This is a genomic window from Pristimantibacillus sp. Z349TD_6, assembly GCF_056173205.1.
In genome coordinates this window covers 2,454,280-2,469,942 of the sequence record NZ_CM149662.1, presented here as the reverse complement: position 1 = coordinate 2,469,942, position 15,663 = coordinate 2,454,280, and the positions used below count along the sequence as shown (strand labels likewise).

Annotated in this window: 17 protein-coding genes; 2 read left to right on the top strand and 15 right to left on the bottom strand. The window is 49.2% G+C overall.

Annotation, left to right across the window (positions count from 1 at the left end; genetic code table 11):
* Nucleotides 1-113: 113 nt before the first annotated feature.
* Complete coding sequence (locus AC0VYE_RS10460) at nt 114-653, top strand: RNA polymerase sigma factor (RefSeq protein WP_087569031.1); 540 nt, start codon at nt 114-116, stop codon at nt 651-653.
* Between the two features lie 165 nt (nt 654-818).
* Here AC0VYE_RS10460 and AC0VYE_RS10455 read toward each other — a convergent pair whose 3' ends face one another.
* The 3 genes from AC0VYE_RS10455 to AC0VYE_RS10445 all read right to left on the bottom strand — a co-directional run bounded on the left by AC0VYE_RS10455 (nt 819) and on the right by AC0VYE_RS10445 (nt 3,806).
* Nucleotides 819-3,143 (bottom strand): VirB4-like conjugal transfer ATPase, CD1110 family, encoded by a 2,325-nt coding sequence (locus AC0VYE_RS10455; protein ID WP_087569032.1) that lies wholly within the window; start codon nt 3,141-3,143, stop codon nt 819-821.
* Nucleotides 3,140-3,496 (bottom strand): PrgI family protein, encoded by a 357-nt coding sequence (locus AC0VYE_RS10450; protein ID WP_087569033.1) that lies wholly within the window; start codon nt 3,494-3,496, stop codon nt 3,140-3,142. Before AC0VYE_RS10450 ends, AC0VYE_RS10455 begins: the two co-directional genes overlap by 4 nt.
* A 124-nt stretch (nt 3,497-3,620) precedes the next feature.
* A complete protein-coding gene (locus AC0VYE_RS10445; RefSeq protein ID WP_087569034.1) occupies nt 3,621-3,806 on the bottom strand; it encodes a hypothetical protein in 186 nt (61 codons plus the stop codon).
* A gap of 162 nt (nt 3,807-3,968) precedes the next feature.
* Here AC0VYE_RS10445 and AC0VYE_RS10440 point away from each other — a divergent pair, with 162 nt between their 5' ends.
* Complete coding sequence (locus tag AC0VYE_RS10440; RefSeq protein WP_087569035.1) at nt 3,969-4,220, top strand: helix-turn-helix domain-containing protein; 252 nt, start codon at nt 3,969-3,971, stop codon at nt 4,218-4,220.
* Nucleotides 4,221-4,232: 12 nt separating this feature from the next.
* Here AC0VYE_RS10440 and AC0VYE_RS10435 read toward each other — a convergent pair whose 3' ends face one another.
* From AC0VYE_RS10435 to AC0VYE_RS10380, 12 genes are all read right to left on the bottom strand, one after another.
* Nucleotides 4,233-5,072, bottom strand: coding sequence for a VirB6/TrbL-like conjugal transfer protein, CD1112 family (locus AC0VYE_RS10435; RefSeq protein WP_087569036.1), 840 nt, complete (start codon nt 5,070-5,072; stop codon nt 4,233-4,235).
* A gap of 56 nt (nt 5,073-5,128) precedes the next feature.
* Complete coding sequence (locus AC0VYE_RS10430) at nt 5,129-5,425, bottom strand: glutamyl-tRNA amidotransferase (protein ID WP_425517428.1); 297 nt, start codon at nt 5,423-5,425, stop codon at nt 5,129-5,131.
* The gene (locus AC0VYE_RS10425; protein WP_209071906.1) at nt 5,422-7,200 is read right to left on the bottom strand and encodes a VirD4-like conjugal transfer protein, CD1115 family; all 1,779 of its coding nucleotides are present in this window, start codon (nt 7,198-7,200) and stop codon (nt 5,422-5,424) included. The genes AC0VYE_RS10430 and AC0VYE_RS10425 overlap by 4 nt, the downstream gene beginning before the upstream one ends.
* Nucleotides 7,187-7,378, bottom strand: a complete 192-nt coding sequence (locus AC0VYE_RS10420) for a hypothetical protein (protein WP_087569038.1) — start codon at nt 7,376-7,378, stop codon at nt 7,187-7,189. Before AC0VYE_RS10420 ends, AC0VYE_RS10425 begins: the two co-directional genes overlap by 14 nt.
* Nucleotides 7,379-7,425: 47 nt before the next feature.
* Entirely contained in the window at nt 7,426-8,328 is a 903-nt protein-coding gene (locus tag AC0VYE_RS10415; RefSeq protein WP_209071907.1) for a hypothetical protein, read from the bottom strand.
* The gene (locus tag AC0VYE_RS10410; protein ID WP_246608282.1) at nt 8,325-9,275 is read right to left on the bottom strand and encodes a PcfB family protein; all 951 of its coding nucleotides are present in this window, start codon (nt 9,273-9,275) and stop codon (nt 8,325-8,327) included. Before AC0VYE_RS10410 ends, AC0VYE_RS10415 begins: the two co-directional genes overlap by 4 nt.
* Nucleotides 9,220-10,617 (bottom strand): relaxase/mobilization nuclease domain-containing protein, encoded by a 1,398-nt coding sequence (locus AC0VYE_RS10405; RefSeq protein WP_214625749.1) that lies wholly within the window; start codon nt 10,615-10,617, stop codon nt 9,220-9,222. The genes AC0VYE_RS10410 and AC0VYE_RS10405 overlap by 56 nt, the downstream gene beginning before the upstream one ends.
* Nucleotides 10,618-10,638: 21 nt before the next feature.
* A complete protein-coding gene (locus tag AC0VYE_RS10400; RefSeq protein ID WP_087569041.1) occupies nt 10,639-10,977 on the bottom strand; it encodes a plasmid mobilization protein in 339 nt (112 codons plus the stop codon).
* A 441-nt stretch (nt 10,978-11,418) separates the two neighbouring features.
* Entirely contained in the window at nt 11,419-12,252 is an 834-nt protein-coding gene (locus tag AC0VYE_RS10395) for a hypothetical protein (protein ID WP_475447689.1), read from the bottom strand.
* Between the two features lie 668 nt (nt 12,253-12,920).
* Entirely contained in the window at nt 12,921-13,484 is a 564-nt protein-coding gene (locus AC0VYE_RS10390) for a peptide ABC transporter substrate-binding protein (protein ID WP_475447687.1), read from the bottom strand.
* Between the two features lie 410 nt (nt 13,485-13,894).
* Nucleotides 13,895-14,158 carry a hypothetical protein gene (locus AC0VYE_RS10385; RefSeq protein ID WP_475447685.1) on the bottom strand — a complete coding sequence of 88 codons (264 nt, stop codon included), beginning with the start codon at nt 14,156-14,158 and terminating at the stop codon, nt 13,895-13,897.
* A 454-nt stretch (nt 14,159-14,612) separates the two neighbouring features.
* Nucleotides 14,613-15,557 (bottom strand): DUF3991 domain-containing protein, encoded by a 945-nt coding sequence (locus AC0VYE_RS10380; protein WP_475447683.1) that lies wholly within the window; start codon nt 15,555-15,557, stop codon nt 14,613-14,615.
* Nucleotides 15,558-15,663: the final 106 nt, after the last annotated feature.

Genomic DNA, 15,663 nt, shown 5'->3' with positions numbered 1-15,663 from the left:
TCCATCTAGGAATGAACAACGCCTTTGGAACCAATTACGGAGGGGATTTGCCAGCCGCTCCGTTCCATTAGTCGTTGTCTTTGTACCTGAATTAGAAGGAGGACGCGAATTTGATGAAGCTCAGGAGTAATGAAACGTTTTTCGTGGATGTGTTTCGCAAGTATTTCACCCGAGTTTTGAACTACTGCAAGAGGCTAATGAGGGGACAGGCTATCGAGATGGCCGAGGAATGTGCGCAGAACACCTTTGTACAGGTGCAAGAGAATATCACGGCCTTGCAGGCTCATCCTAATCTAGCGGGATGGTTGTGCAAGACCGCGAGGAATCAAGTGAACGCTTATTACCGGAAGCTCTATCGACGACGAAAGTACGAAATTGCGATCAGCGACAGCATAGCCAATCAACTGACAGCCAATAGTTGTGAATTGTACGAGGTTTTAATCGGCACATTGGACATGAACAAAATGGTTCGTCATGTCTTGCAGCAGCTCAGCCGCACGGAAACGGAATTTTATGTTGATTACTTCAAGGATCACCTTTCCATACACGCGCTCAGCCAAAAATACAACCTCTCGAAAACGGCTGTCACAACGCGAATCTATCGCTTGCGAAAAAAGATCAAGCAAACGGCTCGCCAAACTCTCTTTGGATAGCTGGAATACTTGATTCTATGATAAAATGGGAGGAACCTAGGCCCAGTGCCACAGTTCCTCCCTTTTGAGGTTTCATCATACTTTGAACTGATTGTTACTTAGCGAGCGCATTGGCATGGCGGGCAGCTATCTAGCTCAAGTAGAACGCGGCGAAATCAGGCATGTTTATTCCCCTGGCTTCGTCGTCATCAATTGATACAGCATTGTGTCCCGCGGGAACTGATCGGCGAAGGGTACCAACGAGTTGCCGATCTTCATCAATCCGTTTCCGGCGTCCACATTGGTAATGTAGGAGAGCTGCAAGTCCGAAATGTTCAGCAGCTCAGCGAGCTCCTTCCGATCGGTGCTGGACTGGTTAAGCATCACGATAAATTCGCTATTAGCCAGCATCGTTCGGGCGGTATGGCTTTGCAGCAAATCGTCCACGTTCTGCGTAATGCCCGTACAAAAAGCACCATACTTTCGGACGCGCTTCCACAAGGCGTACAGAAAGTTAGCGCTATATTCGTGCTGGAACAGCAAATAGATTTCATCAATGAAGATATACGTGTTTTTGCCCTTTACCCGGTTTTGCGTGATGCGGTTGATAATGCTATCTAGCACAACCAGCATCCCAATCGGCAGCAATTGTTTGCCCAAATCCAATATGTCGTAGCTGATCAGCCGATTATGAACATTCACGTTGGTCGGTTGGGCAAAGGTGTTCAGGCTACCCGACGTGAACAATTCTATCGCGAGTGCGATGTCCTGTGCCTCCGGCTCCGCTTGCCTAAGCAGCTCCGCATGGAAGTCTCGTAGCGTCGGAGGCTCCCCCTTATACTGGCTCTGCAAAAAACTTCGATAGACACTGGCGGTGCAACGGTCGATCAGCGATTTTTCCTTCGCCCCGAGCGGATACCCGCCCATCAACTGCTCACACAGCGACAACACAAACTCGGACTTCAGAATGATCGGATTGGCTCCGTCGCCATACTGCCGGTTCAAATCCATGGCATTAATGTGGTTCGGCGATGTGGCCGAGATATGAATCGTCTCGCCGCCAAGCGCCTTCACCAAGGCGGAATATTCCCTTTCCGGGTCGATCAGGATCACATCATCGTCGCTTGCCAGCACCTGATTCACGATTTCCCGTTTTGCCGTGAAGCTTTTGCCGGAGCCGGGAACGCCCAAAATAAAGCTGTTTCCGTTAAGCAATTGCTTGCGACTGGCAAAGATCATGTTTTTGCTGATGACGTTCTGCCCTTGGTAAACGCCGCCGGGATGCATGACCTCCTGGGCGCGAAACGGGATGAAGACTGCCGTGCTTTCGGTCGTGAGCGTCCGCAACGCCTGTACCTTGCGCAGCCCATACGGCAACACTGTATTCAGGCCGTCCATCTGCTGGAAGGTCAGCGGAGCAAGCTGGCACAGATGCTTGCGGGCTGTCGTCAGTAAGGCTTCGGTATCCTGGTCAAGCTGCTCCTTGCTCTCTGCAATATGCACCATCGTGAGTAATCCGAACATCATTCGCTGATCCCGGGTGGTCAGGTCGTCCAGAAACTCCTTGCTCTCCTTGCGCTGCTGCTCCATGTTATAAGGGATAACCGCCGAAAAGTTGTTGTTCTTATTTTGCCGCCGCTGCCAGTTCGTAATGTTGGTCTCCACGCCAAGCAGCCGGTTTTCCACCTCCCTCACCGCCTCGTCGGTCGGGATCGGGATGACATCGAGCGACAGCAGCAGGTTTCGATTCAGGTCGCACAGCTCGGCAACCATGCTGTCCTTGATATAGCTGGCGTATTCCCGCAGGAAGATCACGCGGCCGTAGAAACGCCCCATCCGAAAATGATCCCGCTCAAACTCCAGCGTATCTGGACAGATATAGTCCTTGAAATCATGCCCCTTGCGCATCGTTTCCGACAAATCGAAACGAAATCCGCCCTCTTCGCCTATTCGGTAAAAATCATGTAGTCTGCGCAAGCGATCCGTCGCATTCAGCTCCGTACATTTGGAGCCGAGCCGTGTAAAATGCCCGGACAACTCGGCACCGATCCGCGCAAAATATTGCCGCGCTTCCTCAATGTTCTTTTTTGCAATCGAGACGGTGATATATTTTTCCTGATACGTTTCATTGGCACCGGTCGCTTTGTCGAGCAGCATACGATTATATTCTTCCCGGTACGAGTCTAAGCCGTCCTCCCGCAACGGGATCAAAATCGAATCGGCCAGGTCCGTCCGGTTCAGTCGGCGGTTGTTGATTGTAATTTTCGTCGTTGCACCGCTGTCCAACGAATTAAGCAACTCTCCGTATGCGAGGAACATCGCTTCCTTGTCCTCTCGTGAGGCCACAGCATAATTAATATCCTCAAAGCAAAAAGACTTAGAAAATTTGTTGCCAACCAAAAAAATCCCGTCCGGCCACATGGCTCGAATCGGGATCGCTTGCTGAACACCCTTTGGAACGACAAAACGTTCCTTGTCTTGGCTCAGGATGCGCTTGAGCGTTTTAATCATCGTGTCTCCTCCAGACCACGCTGCCGTAGCTTCACCCGCAACGCTTCAACATAATGGTTGGTCGAATGGAAGACGAGCCGCTTCGGCATCAAAAACTCCGACTTTATATACGCCCATAACAATTGCTCTGCGGTCATGCCGTGATACTCAATGAAGCCCAGCGCGGCGTAAGGAGCAGCCCCCAGGATACACATCCAACTCACCGTTTCGATTCCAAAATGGTTGCGTAAGCCAAAGTACAGGCCAATCGCCGCTCCTACAGCCAAAACAGAAAAAAAGAACTGCCGCAAGGACAGTCCAAAGAATAAGCTTTCCGTATACGCCCGGATCTCCCGGTTAATTTTGATCTCCATCTGCATCACTCCCAAGCTAACGATTAATCAGACCACGAGCCCTAAACCTTGTTCATCTTGCTGCTACTCTAAAAAAAACTGACAATGGGGCAGTAACTCAAATGCCCCTGCCCCCTTCCTCCCTTTATCTCACCGTATGACGTCGTTTGGCCTTTCTTTGTTGATATTGAGCAACCAATTCATCTACGATACGGCTTTGCTTCTGAACCTTTGGATTATCTGCCAACGGAATTGATTGTTTTAACGATTCTAATCCAAGTTGGTTCAGCTTTTGCCGTTCCTTTTCCAATATTTTTAGAAAACGGCTCATTCATCCACTCCTCTGTTCGGTTTACATACCCATTCCTTTGTAAATAGTAGACAACGACGGCAGATTTTAATGCGATTATCGGTTTATTTTATTTTAATTCGATATTCGCATTAAAACAACCATGCCATTTCGTACAATGTAAACCATTGTGAGGTGTCCACCATGAAGCATCGAAAAGACCCGCCTGGCGACAAAAATATTATCGGTTCCCGGGTTGTTGTCATTCGCAAAGCAAGGAAGATGAAGCAAAAGGAGTTTCTGGCTCGTCTGCAGACTTTGGGTCTTGATCTCAGTCCGACCAGTCTATCACGTCTAGAAGGCCAAGATCGACTGGTACAAGACTTCGAAGTACTGATTATTGCCAAAGCCTTGGAGATTACTGTCGGCCATTTGCTCGGCGAGGAAACGGAGTAAGAGTTCCGTTCTCTACAAGCCCATCATCTCTCGCACGACTCGATCTGCCATTTTGACAACACCAACCAGAACCAGCATGTTAAAGATCAACTCGCCAATGTAGGTCCAAACCATCGTCACCGCTCCGGCTCCATCTGCAACAGCAGGGGGCGCTTCGGCGAAAGCTGCATAAATGATACAGGCCAGTACAATGATCGCCCCCTCCAGGCATGCCGCCGCATATCCCTTGAGGAAGGAGGTTCCAATGCTTTGGCTCGGCTCACCAGCATATGCTGACAATGGAACAGGCGCTATCGCGGTATACAAATAGATACGGAAAAATCGGCCATAGACAGATAGAATCATAATAAACGACAGCACGGTAATAAACAGGCTGCCAAGCAAGGAGACAATCCACAACGGGATACTCTCCCAAAACCCAACGTCCTCAATCGCCTGTGAAATCGTACCCGGCAGGCTGATCCCTTCCATCGCCCCAAAGCCGGAGTTCCCCATAATGGTCGATATGACGCCTTGTACGATGGTGAACAGCCCCATCATCAACTCCAACCCGTAGGTCACAACCGCCTTGGCGAGAATAAAGCGAATAAACAGTTTGACGGCCAGTTCGGGCCGCTTGATTTCGGCAAAATTGCCCGCTGTTTTCATCACACCTACCACGAAAAACAGCACCAGCAGCGCAAGCCCGGTCGCCTGCAGCGCACCATGGATATCCGTGACGACCTGCCAGATCGCTCCACCTTTAAAATCAGCTGGCGACTGTGTGACTAGCTGCCAAATCTCGTTCATCTTGTCGTTCCAGGTGTTTAACGCGTTCTCCAGATTTTCTTCGACCCAACTGTTTTTCGACATGCTCTCACCCTTTAGTACAGAAGGGGAGTAGCGAGTACTCCCCTCCGGCGTGATCGTTATCCCGCAATTAAAGCTAGAATCTCCTTCGTAAACGTAATAATGATGCCACCTGCCAGGGTTAAAAATCCGTTGGCTCGTTGAGACGGGTCATGCGACTTGAGCGACAAGCCGATCTGAACGATGCCGAAACCCAAGATGATCATCCCTACCGCCCTGATCAGGCCAAAAATGAAATCAGAGAAGTTATTGACCGTCTCCATCGGATCGCCTGCAGCATAGGCCGTCGAAGCCCACAGGGTTCCGAATGCAAGCATCACACCCAACGTTAGCAACCCCTGCATTTTACGCTTCAATGCCGATCATCTCCTTGTAAAATCAACTCTTCTAGTTCTCTCTCTGACAGCAATTCATAGTCGCCTTGCTCATGCAGCATCACCTTCGTCCAGTCCACAGCGTGCTCCGCGTCTCCGTGACGATAGGCTTCTCCATGACCGTCCAGCGTCAATGAAACATTGGGATGCCGAAGCACGTTATACTTCTCATCCAGCACCGGCCGTTCGCCGCGGATAAACAAAATGGCATAACGGTTGTCCAACAGCCGAACCTCGTCCGGCATCAGCAGTTCCCGACCTGTTTGCTGATAATTGATCGAATAACTGCCATTGCGTCCTCTGCTGAGTCCATACGTATTCGTGTCAAGCGTCTCCTTGCCCAGAAGCTCCGACACATACTTATGCGTGGATTGCTCATTGCCCCCGAGATACAGGAACAGGTCGCAGTTGCCGACAATCGATTCCCATTCATCCTTGTACAACGCCTTGAGCTGGGCCAAATTTTGCAGGATGATGGACACCGAAATTTCCCGGCTCCGCATGGTCGAGAGTAGCTTGTCGAACTCTGTTGGCAACGCGACGTTCGCAAACTCGTCCATCACAAAATGGACATGAACGGGCAAGCGCCCCCCATGCCGATAATCGGCTTCATACATCAAGCTCTGGAACAGCTGCGTGTACAGCATGCCGACGATAAAGTTGAAGCTGCTGTCGTTATCGGGAATGACGGCGAAAAGCGCCGTCTTTTTCGTGCCCATAGCGGACAAGTCTAGTTCATCCACCACACTCATGCCTGCAATGGTGGGCAAATTGAACTTTTCCAGCCGTACCCCGAGACCGATGAGAATGGACTTGGCCGTCTTGCCTGCTGCCAGCTTGAAAATGTTGTATTGCTTAACCGCCAAATGCTCTGGCTCTCGCATGGCCAGCCGCTCGAAAAGTTCATCCAGCGGGCTTTGATACGTTTCATCTTCTTCGCGAACCTCCGCTGCTGCGATCATCTCCATCACCATGGGGAAATTTTGCTCCTCGGGCGGCGCTTCGTAGAGCAGGTATAGCACAAGCGCTTCCAGCAGCGCCGTTTCGGAACGCTCCCAAAACGGATCATTCGTATTGCTTCCCTTCGGTGTCGTGTTGCGAATGAGGTTCGTTACCAGCTTTAGTACGTCCTTGTCGTCCCGTAAGTAGGCAAACGCATTGTAGCCGTGCGACAGGTGAGGGTTGATGAGATCCAGCACCTTGATATCGTATCCTTCTGTCTGGAGCAAGCCGCCGGTATCCCGCAAAATTTCTCCCTTGGGATCAAGCACTACAAAAGACGTTGCGGCCTGCATTACGTTCGGCTTTGCATAAAAGCGCGTTTTACCGGCTCCCGAGCCGCCGACCACCAGTACATTCACATTTCGCCGATGCTTGCGGCCGTCAAGGCCGATCCGAACGTGTTGCGTCAGGATTTTGTTTTGCTCCAGCTCTTTACTTCGGTATATGGCATTGAGCTGCTTTGCTTTTCCCCAGCGGGCACTGCCATGCTCCTCACGCCTGCGATAATTACGCAACGAGGACATATACACACCTATACAGACGGCATACGCCAGCGTAAAGAGCAGTAGGCTGCGCGGCGTATCCGCCACCCAACGGATATGGAGGGGATGCTCCATTGCTGCGTTGAGCTGCAACAGCAAGGCAGGCAAGCCTTCCGATAGGGCAGGGGCAGCATGCAGCGCCAGCCAGATGACCGGCAATAAAAATACCGCAACGAGTATAAGCTGACTCGTTGCGGAATTAGCGCGCCGCATGCTCGCTCCGATGCTTCGCTTTTCGATAGGGGGCATCTATCGTTTTCAGCAGCAGGTCATCCACGGCATCTGTCGACCGCCGCTCCCCGATCAAGCCATTACGCAGGGTATTCAGGGCGTTGATGACGATACCATGCTCGTAATGATCCAAGCTAAGAATACGCTCGTCCTCTTTCATTGGCCTTCCTCCCACGTCATCGAAATGTTCATTTGCCAGCCATAGCGTTAACGAACCGTGTCACGGCGACTCGGCTGCTGCCGCAATTGGCCTAGCAGGTGGTACATTCGGCTATTCATCGTATGGGCTGTGTCCCGAATGATAGATAGTTCCGTACGAATCTGTTGAGGCTCCAGCCCTTTCAGCCTTTCTACAACACGGTTTAAGCAAAAGCACGATGTCTCCACGCCAAACTGCTTGCTCAGCATATATGCAACACTGTACGCTTGGGCCTGGTGATCCGAGCGGCTGTAGTCGGCCTTACCCTGATCTAGTTCCGCATGCGCCAGTTCCTGCGCAAGCGAACGAAAAATATCACTTGCCGACAGCCCGCGCCGAATCACAATCTGGCGGACATCCGGCTGATAAAGAGCATGCATGCCCTCTGGCAAGGCGTCGCCCATCTGAATCGGAACGGGAGAGCGATGCATGAGCGCCTTGATCTGGGTTCGTTCATCCGGTGGAGGGGGTAGATCCGGTTTCTCTCCGATAACTTGGGCAACGTCAAACATCTTTTTCGGATTGTAGCTTACTGTTGCGTTGCCATCCTCCCGTTTATAAGTCTCGCCCGGCTCCAAAATATAGAAGCCTGTTTCTTTCCGACGTATGCGAAAACCCATTGCCTTCCAGCCCTCGAAATCGGCAATTCGCGTTGCCTCCGGCCGCTGCGCCATAATAAGTAATGCATTAGAAACACTGTACCGGCCAAAGCGGCTTTGTATATTCAAATACTGTTGAAACTGTTCGCCGGTTTGCACGGCCAAAGCCGTGGTCACGTCAATGGTTTCATAAGTCCATTGGCGCAGCTCCTGTTTCTTCTGCACCCAGGCTTCCTTGTCGAAGGGCTGATCTTGTGCGGTAGCGATCACGGGTGGTGCTTCTTGACGAAACAAATCATCCCATTCGCTCATTTTGATTTCCCCTTTCGCTTGCTACGCTTCGGTGTCTCGATAGGTGCGTTAATGGCAACAGGTGCCATGCCCCGATTCTTCCGTTTGGGCAAGCCGAGCTCCCTCTCCTTCTGCTGTTGCTGCCGCTGTTTCTCCACGGCACGGCTCTCTTCCCGAATCTCGCGCAGCAATTGCCGTACAGACACCTTCGCCTTCGGCTGTTCAAAAATCATTTCGGATGCCTCTCTGTGCGCGGAGATAGGCACGGACGGAGAGAGGCGTTCCACTTGGTTCTGGCTCTCGGATTGGCGAGGCAGAGATAACTGCTCCAACTCCTCCGCTTCGGCCCGCGGCTCTTCCTCGTGCACCTGCTGATCTCTTTCCCGCGCCTCGTTTCCCTGCTCCACCCCTTCCGGCGGTTCCGGCTTTCCCAGAAGTTCGTCCAAAAACTCCTCGCTGATTGCCGCTGCAGGAGCCTCTTGCTCCTCTGCTACCGGCTCTTGATGCTCCGCAGCTTCCATCGCTCGTTCCGCTTCCAGGCTGTCCGGCAGCTTCTCTTGACGGGCTTGTTCAATTTCCTGCCTGATGCTAGCCGTATCCACGGTCGCCAACTGGAAGCGTTCCACGATTCGATTAATTTTGGAGGCATCCTCGGCGCGCACCATCACATCGCACAGACCATCCACGTTCTTTTTGTCCCGCAACGCGCAATACAGGACACCATAGCGCTTCGCTTCCTTGCAAAAGGTGGGCAAGTCCTCATTCCGCACGGCGAATACCTTCAGTTCCTTCCCGCTGCGGAGCAGATTCTCAAGCCGGGTGCGGCCCCTCGTCTGTTTTTGCCCTTGCAGCACGGCGAACAAATAGGCCGCGAGATGCTTTGCACCTTCGCCAGATATTTTCGCCATCACTTCAATACCGCGCAGACTCATGCTGACGACCTGATCGGCCGCCTCGTTTCCGCTCATGGGCTTCTACCTCCTTGTGCCTGGATTTTTCTTCATGCTCTTCATGCTGCCGCAGCTTGTCCTTGATTGTAGCGGAACGCGCCAAAATGCCCGCGCAAAGCCTCACCTCCTTTCGAAGCTGCGCCAGTTGCCAAGAATACTCTGCGATCTGCTCCCGGTGCGCTGCAATCTGCTCGGGTTGTCGGCAACTACGCAAGCGTCTGCGGCAGTTTTGGCGGTCAAGACGCAGTCCCTTCATCTCAGCCTGTCGGGGTTCAACATAGCTGGTCAACTGCACTAGGCTGGCTATCCGATGACGACAGAGCAGCTTGGTTTGTTCAATGATCTGCGACAAGTGACGTAAATCCTCCCTCAACAAAAAAGACGCTCGTCTCGGAGACGAACGGTAGCGAGGCACAATTCCCAGTGCAAACAGATAACGGACATACAAAGCTTGAAGGCCGGTAAGCTTGCGATGCTTGACCAGGCGTTTTCCACGAACCAGAACCACGCGCTTACGATTTGGAAGCGACAGTGCTGATTTTTTCTTGGGCAATGCACTGCCCAAAATTCGTTGCTTGATCGCTTCCTCCCCGTAGGCTTCGCCCAAGATATGTAGGCGAACAAATCTTTCTTTACCTGGTGGACGAACGGCTACATGTTTGACATGTGCCTTGATTTCGTAGCCCGTTGCTTGGAGATATGCATAAAATTGACTCATTGTCCTTGCCCCAGCAATAGCGGCGTCCATGTCCTCCCGAATGACGCCGCGCCATGTCGGCTTGCTTTCCTGATCGGCTCGCCATTCTCCGTACTGCTTGGCTTTCCCGCGCTCCGGCTGCTCAATGACGGATAAGGCATGCTCCCGGCATAGCTGGTCGGAGGTTTTCCGCATTAGCGCATAGGAAGCCTTATTATCGTAGTATCGTTTGCCATCCATGAAGGAGACGGAATTGAGAACAAAGTGATTATGCAAATGATCTTTGTCGAGATGGGTGGCAACTACCACTTCAAAGCGTTCCCCCCATAGCGCTTGCGCCAGCTTCACGCCAATGGCATGCGCCTGCTCCGGTGTCGTTTCCCCCGGCGCAAAGGACTGGTAGCCATGAAATGCGACGATGCCGTCCGTTTTCTGAAACCGCTTCTTGGTTCGCTGCATTTGCTCATGGGCGCTGATGGGATCACAATTGATGCCTCTCACATAAAGCTGCCGCTCTGTTTTCGCATTCGAGCTAGTGTAGGCAAGTGTCTGCTGCAAACCATCCGCTTCCATGCGCCCCTGTTCTGTTTTATCTGGATTGACGGCGTAGTTCAATACACGCTTCAGACGATCGGTCACGTCCCATATCGCGGTCGTAGCCATATTGCTTGTACCCTATGTGGTTCAAGAAAGTGCACTGCGCGACTCCGGCGCAGTCACCGCCTCTTGAATCCGTTGGACAGCTCGACGCAAATCATCCGCTTCACGCTGGAAGGAAGCGTGATCCAGATGACTGGTCGTATGCGCCTTCACCGCAAGCTGGTTCAGGTTATTGCCAATGGCGTGAAGCTCGCGCAGCATAGTGTAATAATCTAGGGGTGGCAACATTTTTGGAACATAGCCGTTAATCAGCGAGCGAAGGTAGGCTTCCCGTGACAGCCCCGACTGTTGCGCTTGCTTTTGAAGCCTTCGAACCTCTTCCTGATTGACCCAAACTTGAATGCGAATGCTTCTTTTTCGCATGTGACGTCTCCTTTCTGAAAATGGAGTTAATCATGAGAACAAGGCATCTTAAGAATGCCCGTTCCAAATACAACCATTTATTCAACAAGCAAACATTTCGATCCGCCAGGCGAGGGTATTAGGGGCGTAGCCCCTAACAAGCGAATTTGGGAGACCAAATTCAGTGCTTGCTGCAACGTTACACGTTGCCCCCCCCCTTGACACCTGCCGGGAAAAAGAAAAGAGAGGCAGCCCAGTTGGCTCCTCCCCACATCACATTATCGCTTTTCTCATTCCAGCCTACTGCATCGCATTTGTAAGGTGCCCACAAATACTTTATAAAGGCCCTCTGGGCTCCACATTAGATTCAAAGGTTAACTGGTAATAATGTAATTTATCATATTGCTTAAAAGTGGTATAATCCAACTTATGCTAACGTCTCCTGTTAGCGTAACTGTCAAATTAAAAATTGGGTATAAATTCATCTTTTATACTCATCAAGCCAGCATCATAAATCACTTCAATTTCGTGTTCCTTACCATTGCTGTCCTCTATCACGAAATTAAACCGATTTTTATAATGGACTGACTTATTCTCGGAATTAAAAAAATTCTTATAATTACGTATTATATTATCTGCAACCCAATCAGGAACGTCAACATCGTCGGGGTTTAAAAACCTAGCCAATTCGGCTGTGTTTCCCTCATCAATAAAGTCTAAATATTTAACAACCATTTTCTTAGCAAAAGGAAAATACGTTATATAAGGGTTGTGGCAGACAATATCGCCATCTTCTTGATATTGAATGACTAACGAATTCTCTTCAAGATTTTCCTTGAAATTCTTATCCACCAAAACGAATTCATACTGTCCGCGTTCAGGATCCATTGCAGGTCCATCATTATCGATCTGTACTGATAGGGTTTTCAGGTCAAAATTTGCATCGAAGCCTTCAATTATGATATTTACTCCTTCAATATCTAGTCGAGAAAGGGCAGACTTATTAAGTAATCCTAATAATTTGTCTGAATTTTTTTCCTTAATAAGTTCTAGGAGCTCCTGGGCATATTTTATCGCTTTCATTTCATTAGTGAATGTATTCTCTTGGCTCGAGGAGGGGGCTTTCTCTTTTGGTACTATGTTTTGTTCTGTTCCATATGAAGTCACTGTATTAATTTCCCCCTCATTATCACCATGGTTACTCGATGCCATGTCAACGGTTCTTTGATTCATACAGGCAGATAAGGTTAACATCAACAATGCCCCTATGAAAACCACCCGAGTTGAACTCTTCAATTTTACCACTCCCCGCTTCTAATTTGCTTCATTTCAGAATACTCGAATTCTTTAACAAATAAACTCAAAAGTTAAACGTTAAAATATACCGAATGTTGCGTTATCCTGCCCAATCGCTTAATGAAGCATCGTTAGTCTAATACTTCTAGCAACTCCTTTTCCTTTAGAAGTTTTAATTACCAATGAGTCCTGATTTGTCAGCGAAAATGCAAGTATCACTCGAAACTTGAAGTTTCTCAAAAAGAGGCGACGGACAAGATTCGAAAGCTGTATGCTCAAATTGAGCAGTTGCGTTCGAATCATGAAGCACAAATCAATGAATTGCGAAAGCCGAAAGACGACAAAGATCAGCCACCGGCAAAATATCGATGATGCACTCATTCAGCCGTATAGTGGCCATGACAGCCTGATGTCGCTGTAGATATTTTCAGAGCTGAGCATTACGGATGCTCAAAAATCTTACGACGAGACAATTTAATCGATTCCCAACCATCTATATACCGGTATACAGTACCTCAGCTTATAATTAACAGGCTATGTTAAATTCTAAGGTTGATTTATAACCAAATGAAAACCGCCTTTGTGAAAAGGCGGTTAATTGAGCTATCGTCCCCGTTAGTTCAGCTTGATGACTGTATGTTCGGTCAATCGCTCCATCGAAAACTTAATTAACTAATCCATGTGTCGGTTGCTTCGGTCACTTTCCATTTACCGTTGATGAATTCTACAACAACTTTTGTACCTATCGCAGCTTTTGCTGATTTGTATAAGGAGCCTTCAACGACGACTTTGTTTTCCGCAATCTCCGTACTCTTTACTCGGATTAATACCCCTTCGACATACCGTGCTTGCTCATTTAAAAGGAGTCCTTCATTCTTCAAATCCTCTAAACTCGCTTGCATAACATCGACATTATAATGTTCAAAATGCCGTAAGATCATATCCAGGTCTCCATCTGCAATATCATTGAGGGTTCCCGTGTCAATTGCGATATACTTCATATCATTTGTTATCCCGTCCCAAAGTGGCATGAAAGCGTCTAAAGCAAGTCGATAAATTTCCCCCATGTTCTTCTTCGGTTCGGAATCATCTGTCTCAACCGCCGATTCTACATAGTTATTAGAGGCGGTTTCCTTATTCGCATTGATGGCAAGATTATGTTTATCGTCGTTTTTAGTACAGGCGGTGAGTAATGCCAGTACAATGACTATAAGTGTTATATTGGTTCTCAACTTATAAGCCTCCTTTTCATTTTTATCCATATTTAACCGACGAATGCACTTCTATTATTGTTGCACTCACCTCGTTACTTCAACGAACTACGGTGACCCATTGTTTGTCCGGATGCCGAAATGTCGTGATGCTATAGTCTCCCGATAGCTTAATCTTTATCATCAATCCACCATCATAATCCCGCCGCTGATTTAATTTGTTCTCTCTGAGATGTGATTAATAATTTCATCTTCTCAGTTCCAAAGGCTCCTGCCGAAAAACCATTTGCTTTAGGATAGTAGACCATCCGAAATGATGTGCCATCTTGAAGGTGCACACGCAGGAAAATTCCAGCCTCATGTTTTGTTTTTTCATAGACCGCATCGAAGCCAACATACGGCAAAGGTAGAAAATCAGAAATGAATTCCGATCATGCTTCTTTGCTGAAGTTTCCAATTGGACTGCCGTCTTGGCCGCTTTCAATACTGACTTTCTCCACCTTGCCCTCAATGTCCAAGAGGCTCCCCATCGTTGCCGCATTTGGATTTTCCTTTACTTCGTAAATCTTGTTATTCGCTACAACGCGAAATTCCGTCTTGTTATCTTTCAATGCATAAATATCGGTACCCATCGGAAGGAATGCCGCATCCCCGTTCTTAGTTACGTGATTCGTACAAGCATGCTCATTTAGCATGTAGGAGACTTCGCCCACCTTGTCTCCGAGTTGCTCCGCCGTTACTGCATTAGTTCCATCGTAGTTTTGATAATACTAAATGTTATTTATCATAAGGAAATCGGTCCACTCAATTATCGCCATGCATGGTTCCGTTGTTTTAACTGAGACTACCTCTCGATCAGCCGTGCTACAACTTGCCGAGACAATCATAAATAATAGCAAAAACGAGTTCTGTCCCCAATGTTTAAACCACTTCATTGACATCACCTCCGACTATATAAACGGGTATGCTGATATCGAAGTTGCGGATGTTTTTATTCCACTAATCTCCCGTTACTTTAACGGTCAACGGAAGCCAATCGTAAGACTGACTAACGTAATGTCTAGTTGAGTTATAATTTCCTGCTAACTGAGTCACGTTTTATCTATGGTTGCACTTCCCTGCTTTATCGTCATGCTATCGTGCCACACACTATCGTGATGGATATTCACGTTGTTTTTTGTACGCCATCAAATCCTCATTTACATCTTTTTGCACGGGCGGTTCATTCTCCAACTGATAGCTCTCAGCCAGTTGCTGCCCGATCATCTCAGCTGCCAAGCGTCCCGGTTCATCATTGTCCAAATGCAGCATCAGTCGCTTTACTTCCGAGTGGCGATCCAGATAGGAGAGAAGAGCAGCAGGAAGAATCGACTCCTCCCTATTCCCCTTGGATCGGTGTATCCCCGCAAGCGACAGATGATGGACTTGCCGCCAGTCTTTTCCCCACTGCAACATGAATGTGCAATAAGACAGAAGATCAATGGCACTCTCGAACAAATGCAATTCAGTGCTGTTCTTTGCTGCTGGAAGCGAGAAGGCATACCGCTTATCGCTGCCTGGCACTTCGCCAATGTAGCGAGTGCTTGTCGTTCCACGAATCGCCGCGTATCGAGGCTCGTCATGCTCATCAAAGCCGACAAATACGGCATTGTGATAGTTCCGACTTTCATACAGACGCCCCGATTCCAGACATGCCTCGAGCACCTCTCGGGCAATTCCACGTCCGCGCAAGTAAGTAACCACGCGGCTTGCATTTTCATAGGGTTCGGGAAGCGCGAATGGCATAGCCCCATCCTCCGGGATTGCTTTTGCTGCCGGAGAGGACGTGATGGCGGCCTGCTCATTAATATGAAGCACCGCCTCCGGCAAAGAGATTCCCCGCACCTTAATGAGATAGTCCAGCGCCGAGCGTCCCCCAAATCCACGCGACCACCAAAACCACTTGCCGTTGGAAATCTTTAAGCTGTCATGACTACGGGTCGCATAAGCATTTCGTGAGCACTTCACCAATTCGTAAGGCTCAACATGCTGCAAATATGTTAGCAAGTCCCACTGCTTGGCATGTTCGATTTGTTCTTTACTTACATAAGCCATCGGCTCGCTCCTTTCAAGCCTTTCGTCCTGCTCAACAACCGGCAATGCTTAACCTAGCGTTATGCAGAACGCAAACAAGCCTGTTACTGGTCGGCAACAGACTTGT

Excerpts from the sequence above, each read along its gene's own strand:
- AC0VYE_RS10460 (WP_087569031.1), top strand. The coding sequence starts at position 114 with ATGAAGCTCAGGAGTAATGAAACGTTTTTCGTGGATGTGTTTCGCAAG.
- AC0VYE_RS10455 (WP_087569032.1), bottom strand. The coding sequence starts at position 3,143 with ATGATTAAAACGCTCAAGCGCATCCTGAGCCAAGACAAGGAACGTTTT.
- AC0VYE_RS10450 (WP_087569033.1), bottom strand. The coding sequence starts at position 3,496 with ATGGAGATCAAAATTAACCGGGAGATCCGGGCGTATACGGAAAGCTTA.
- AC0VYE_RS10445 (WP_087569034.1), bottom strand. The coding sequence starts at position 3,806 with ATGAGCCGTTTTCTAAAAATATTGGAAAAGGAACGGCAAAAGCTGAAC.
- AC0VYE_RS10440 (WP_087569035.1), top strand. The coding sequence starts at position 3,969 with ATGAAGCATCGAAAAGACCCGCCTGGCGACAAAAATATTATCGGTTCC.
- AC0VYE_RS10435 (WP_087569036.1), bottom strand. The coding sequence starts at position 5,072 with ATGTCGAAAAACAGTTGGGTCGAAGAAAATCTGGAGAACGCGTTAAAC.
- AC0VYE_RS10425 (WP_209071906.1), bottom strand. The coding sequence starts at position 7,200 with ATGCGGCGCGCTAATTCCGCAACGAGTCAGCTTATACTCGTTGCGGTA.
- AC0VYE_RS10420 (WP_087569038.1), bottom strand. The coding sequence starts at position 7,378 with ATGAAAGAGGACGAGCGTATTCTTAGCTTGGATCATTACGAGCATGGT.
- AC0VYE_RS10415 (WP_209071907.1), bottom strand. The coding sequence starts at position 8,328 with ATGAGCGAATGGGATGATTTGTTTCGTCAAGAAGCACCACCCGTGATC.
- AC0VYE_RS10410 (WP_246608282.1), bottom strand. The coding sequence starts at position 9,275 with ATGAGCGGAAACGAGGCGGCCGATCAGGTCGTCAGCATGAGTCTGCGC.
- AC0VYE_RS10405 (WP_214625749.1), bottom strand. The coding sequence starts at position 10,617 with ATGGCTACGACCGCGATATGGGACGTGACCGATCGTCTGAAGCGTGTA.
- AC0VYE_RS10400 (WP_087569041.1), bottom strand. The coding sequence starts at position 10,977 with ATGCGAAAAAGAAGCATTCGCATTCAAGTTTGGGTCAATCAGGAAGAG.
- AC0VYE_RS10385 (WP_475447685.1), bottom strand. The coding sequence starts at position 14,158 with ATGCTAAATGAGCATGCTTGTACGAATCACGTAACTAAGAACGGGGAT.
- AC0VYE_RS10380 (WP_475447683.1), bottom strand. The coding sequence starts at position 15,557 with ATGGCTTATGTAAGTAAAGAACAAATCGAACATGCCAAGCAGTGGGAC.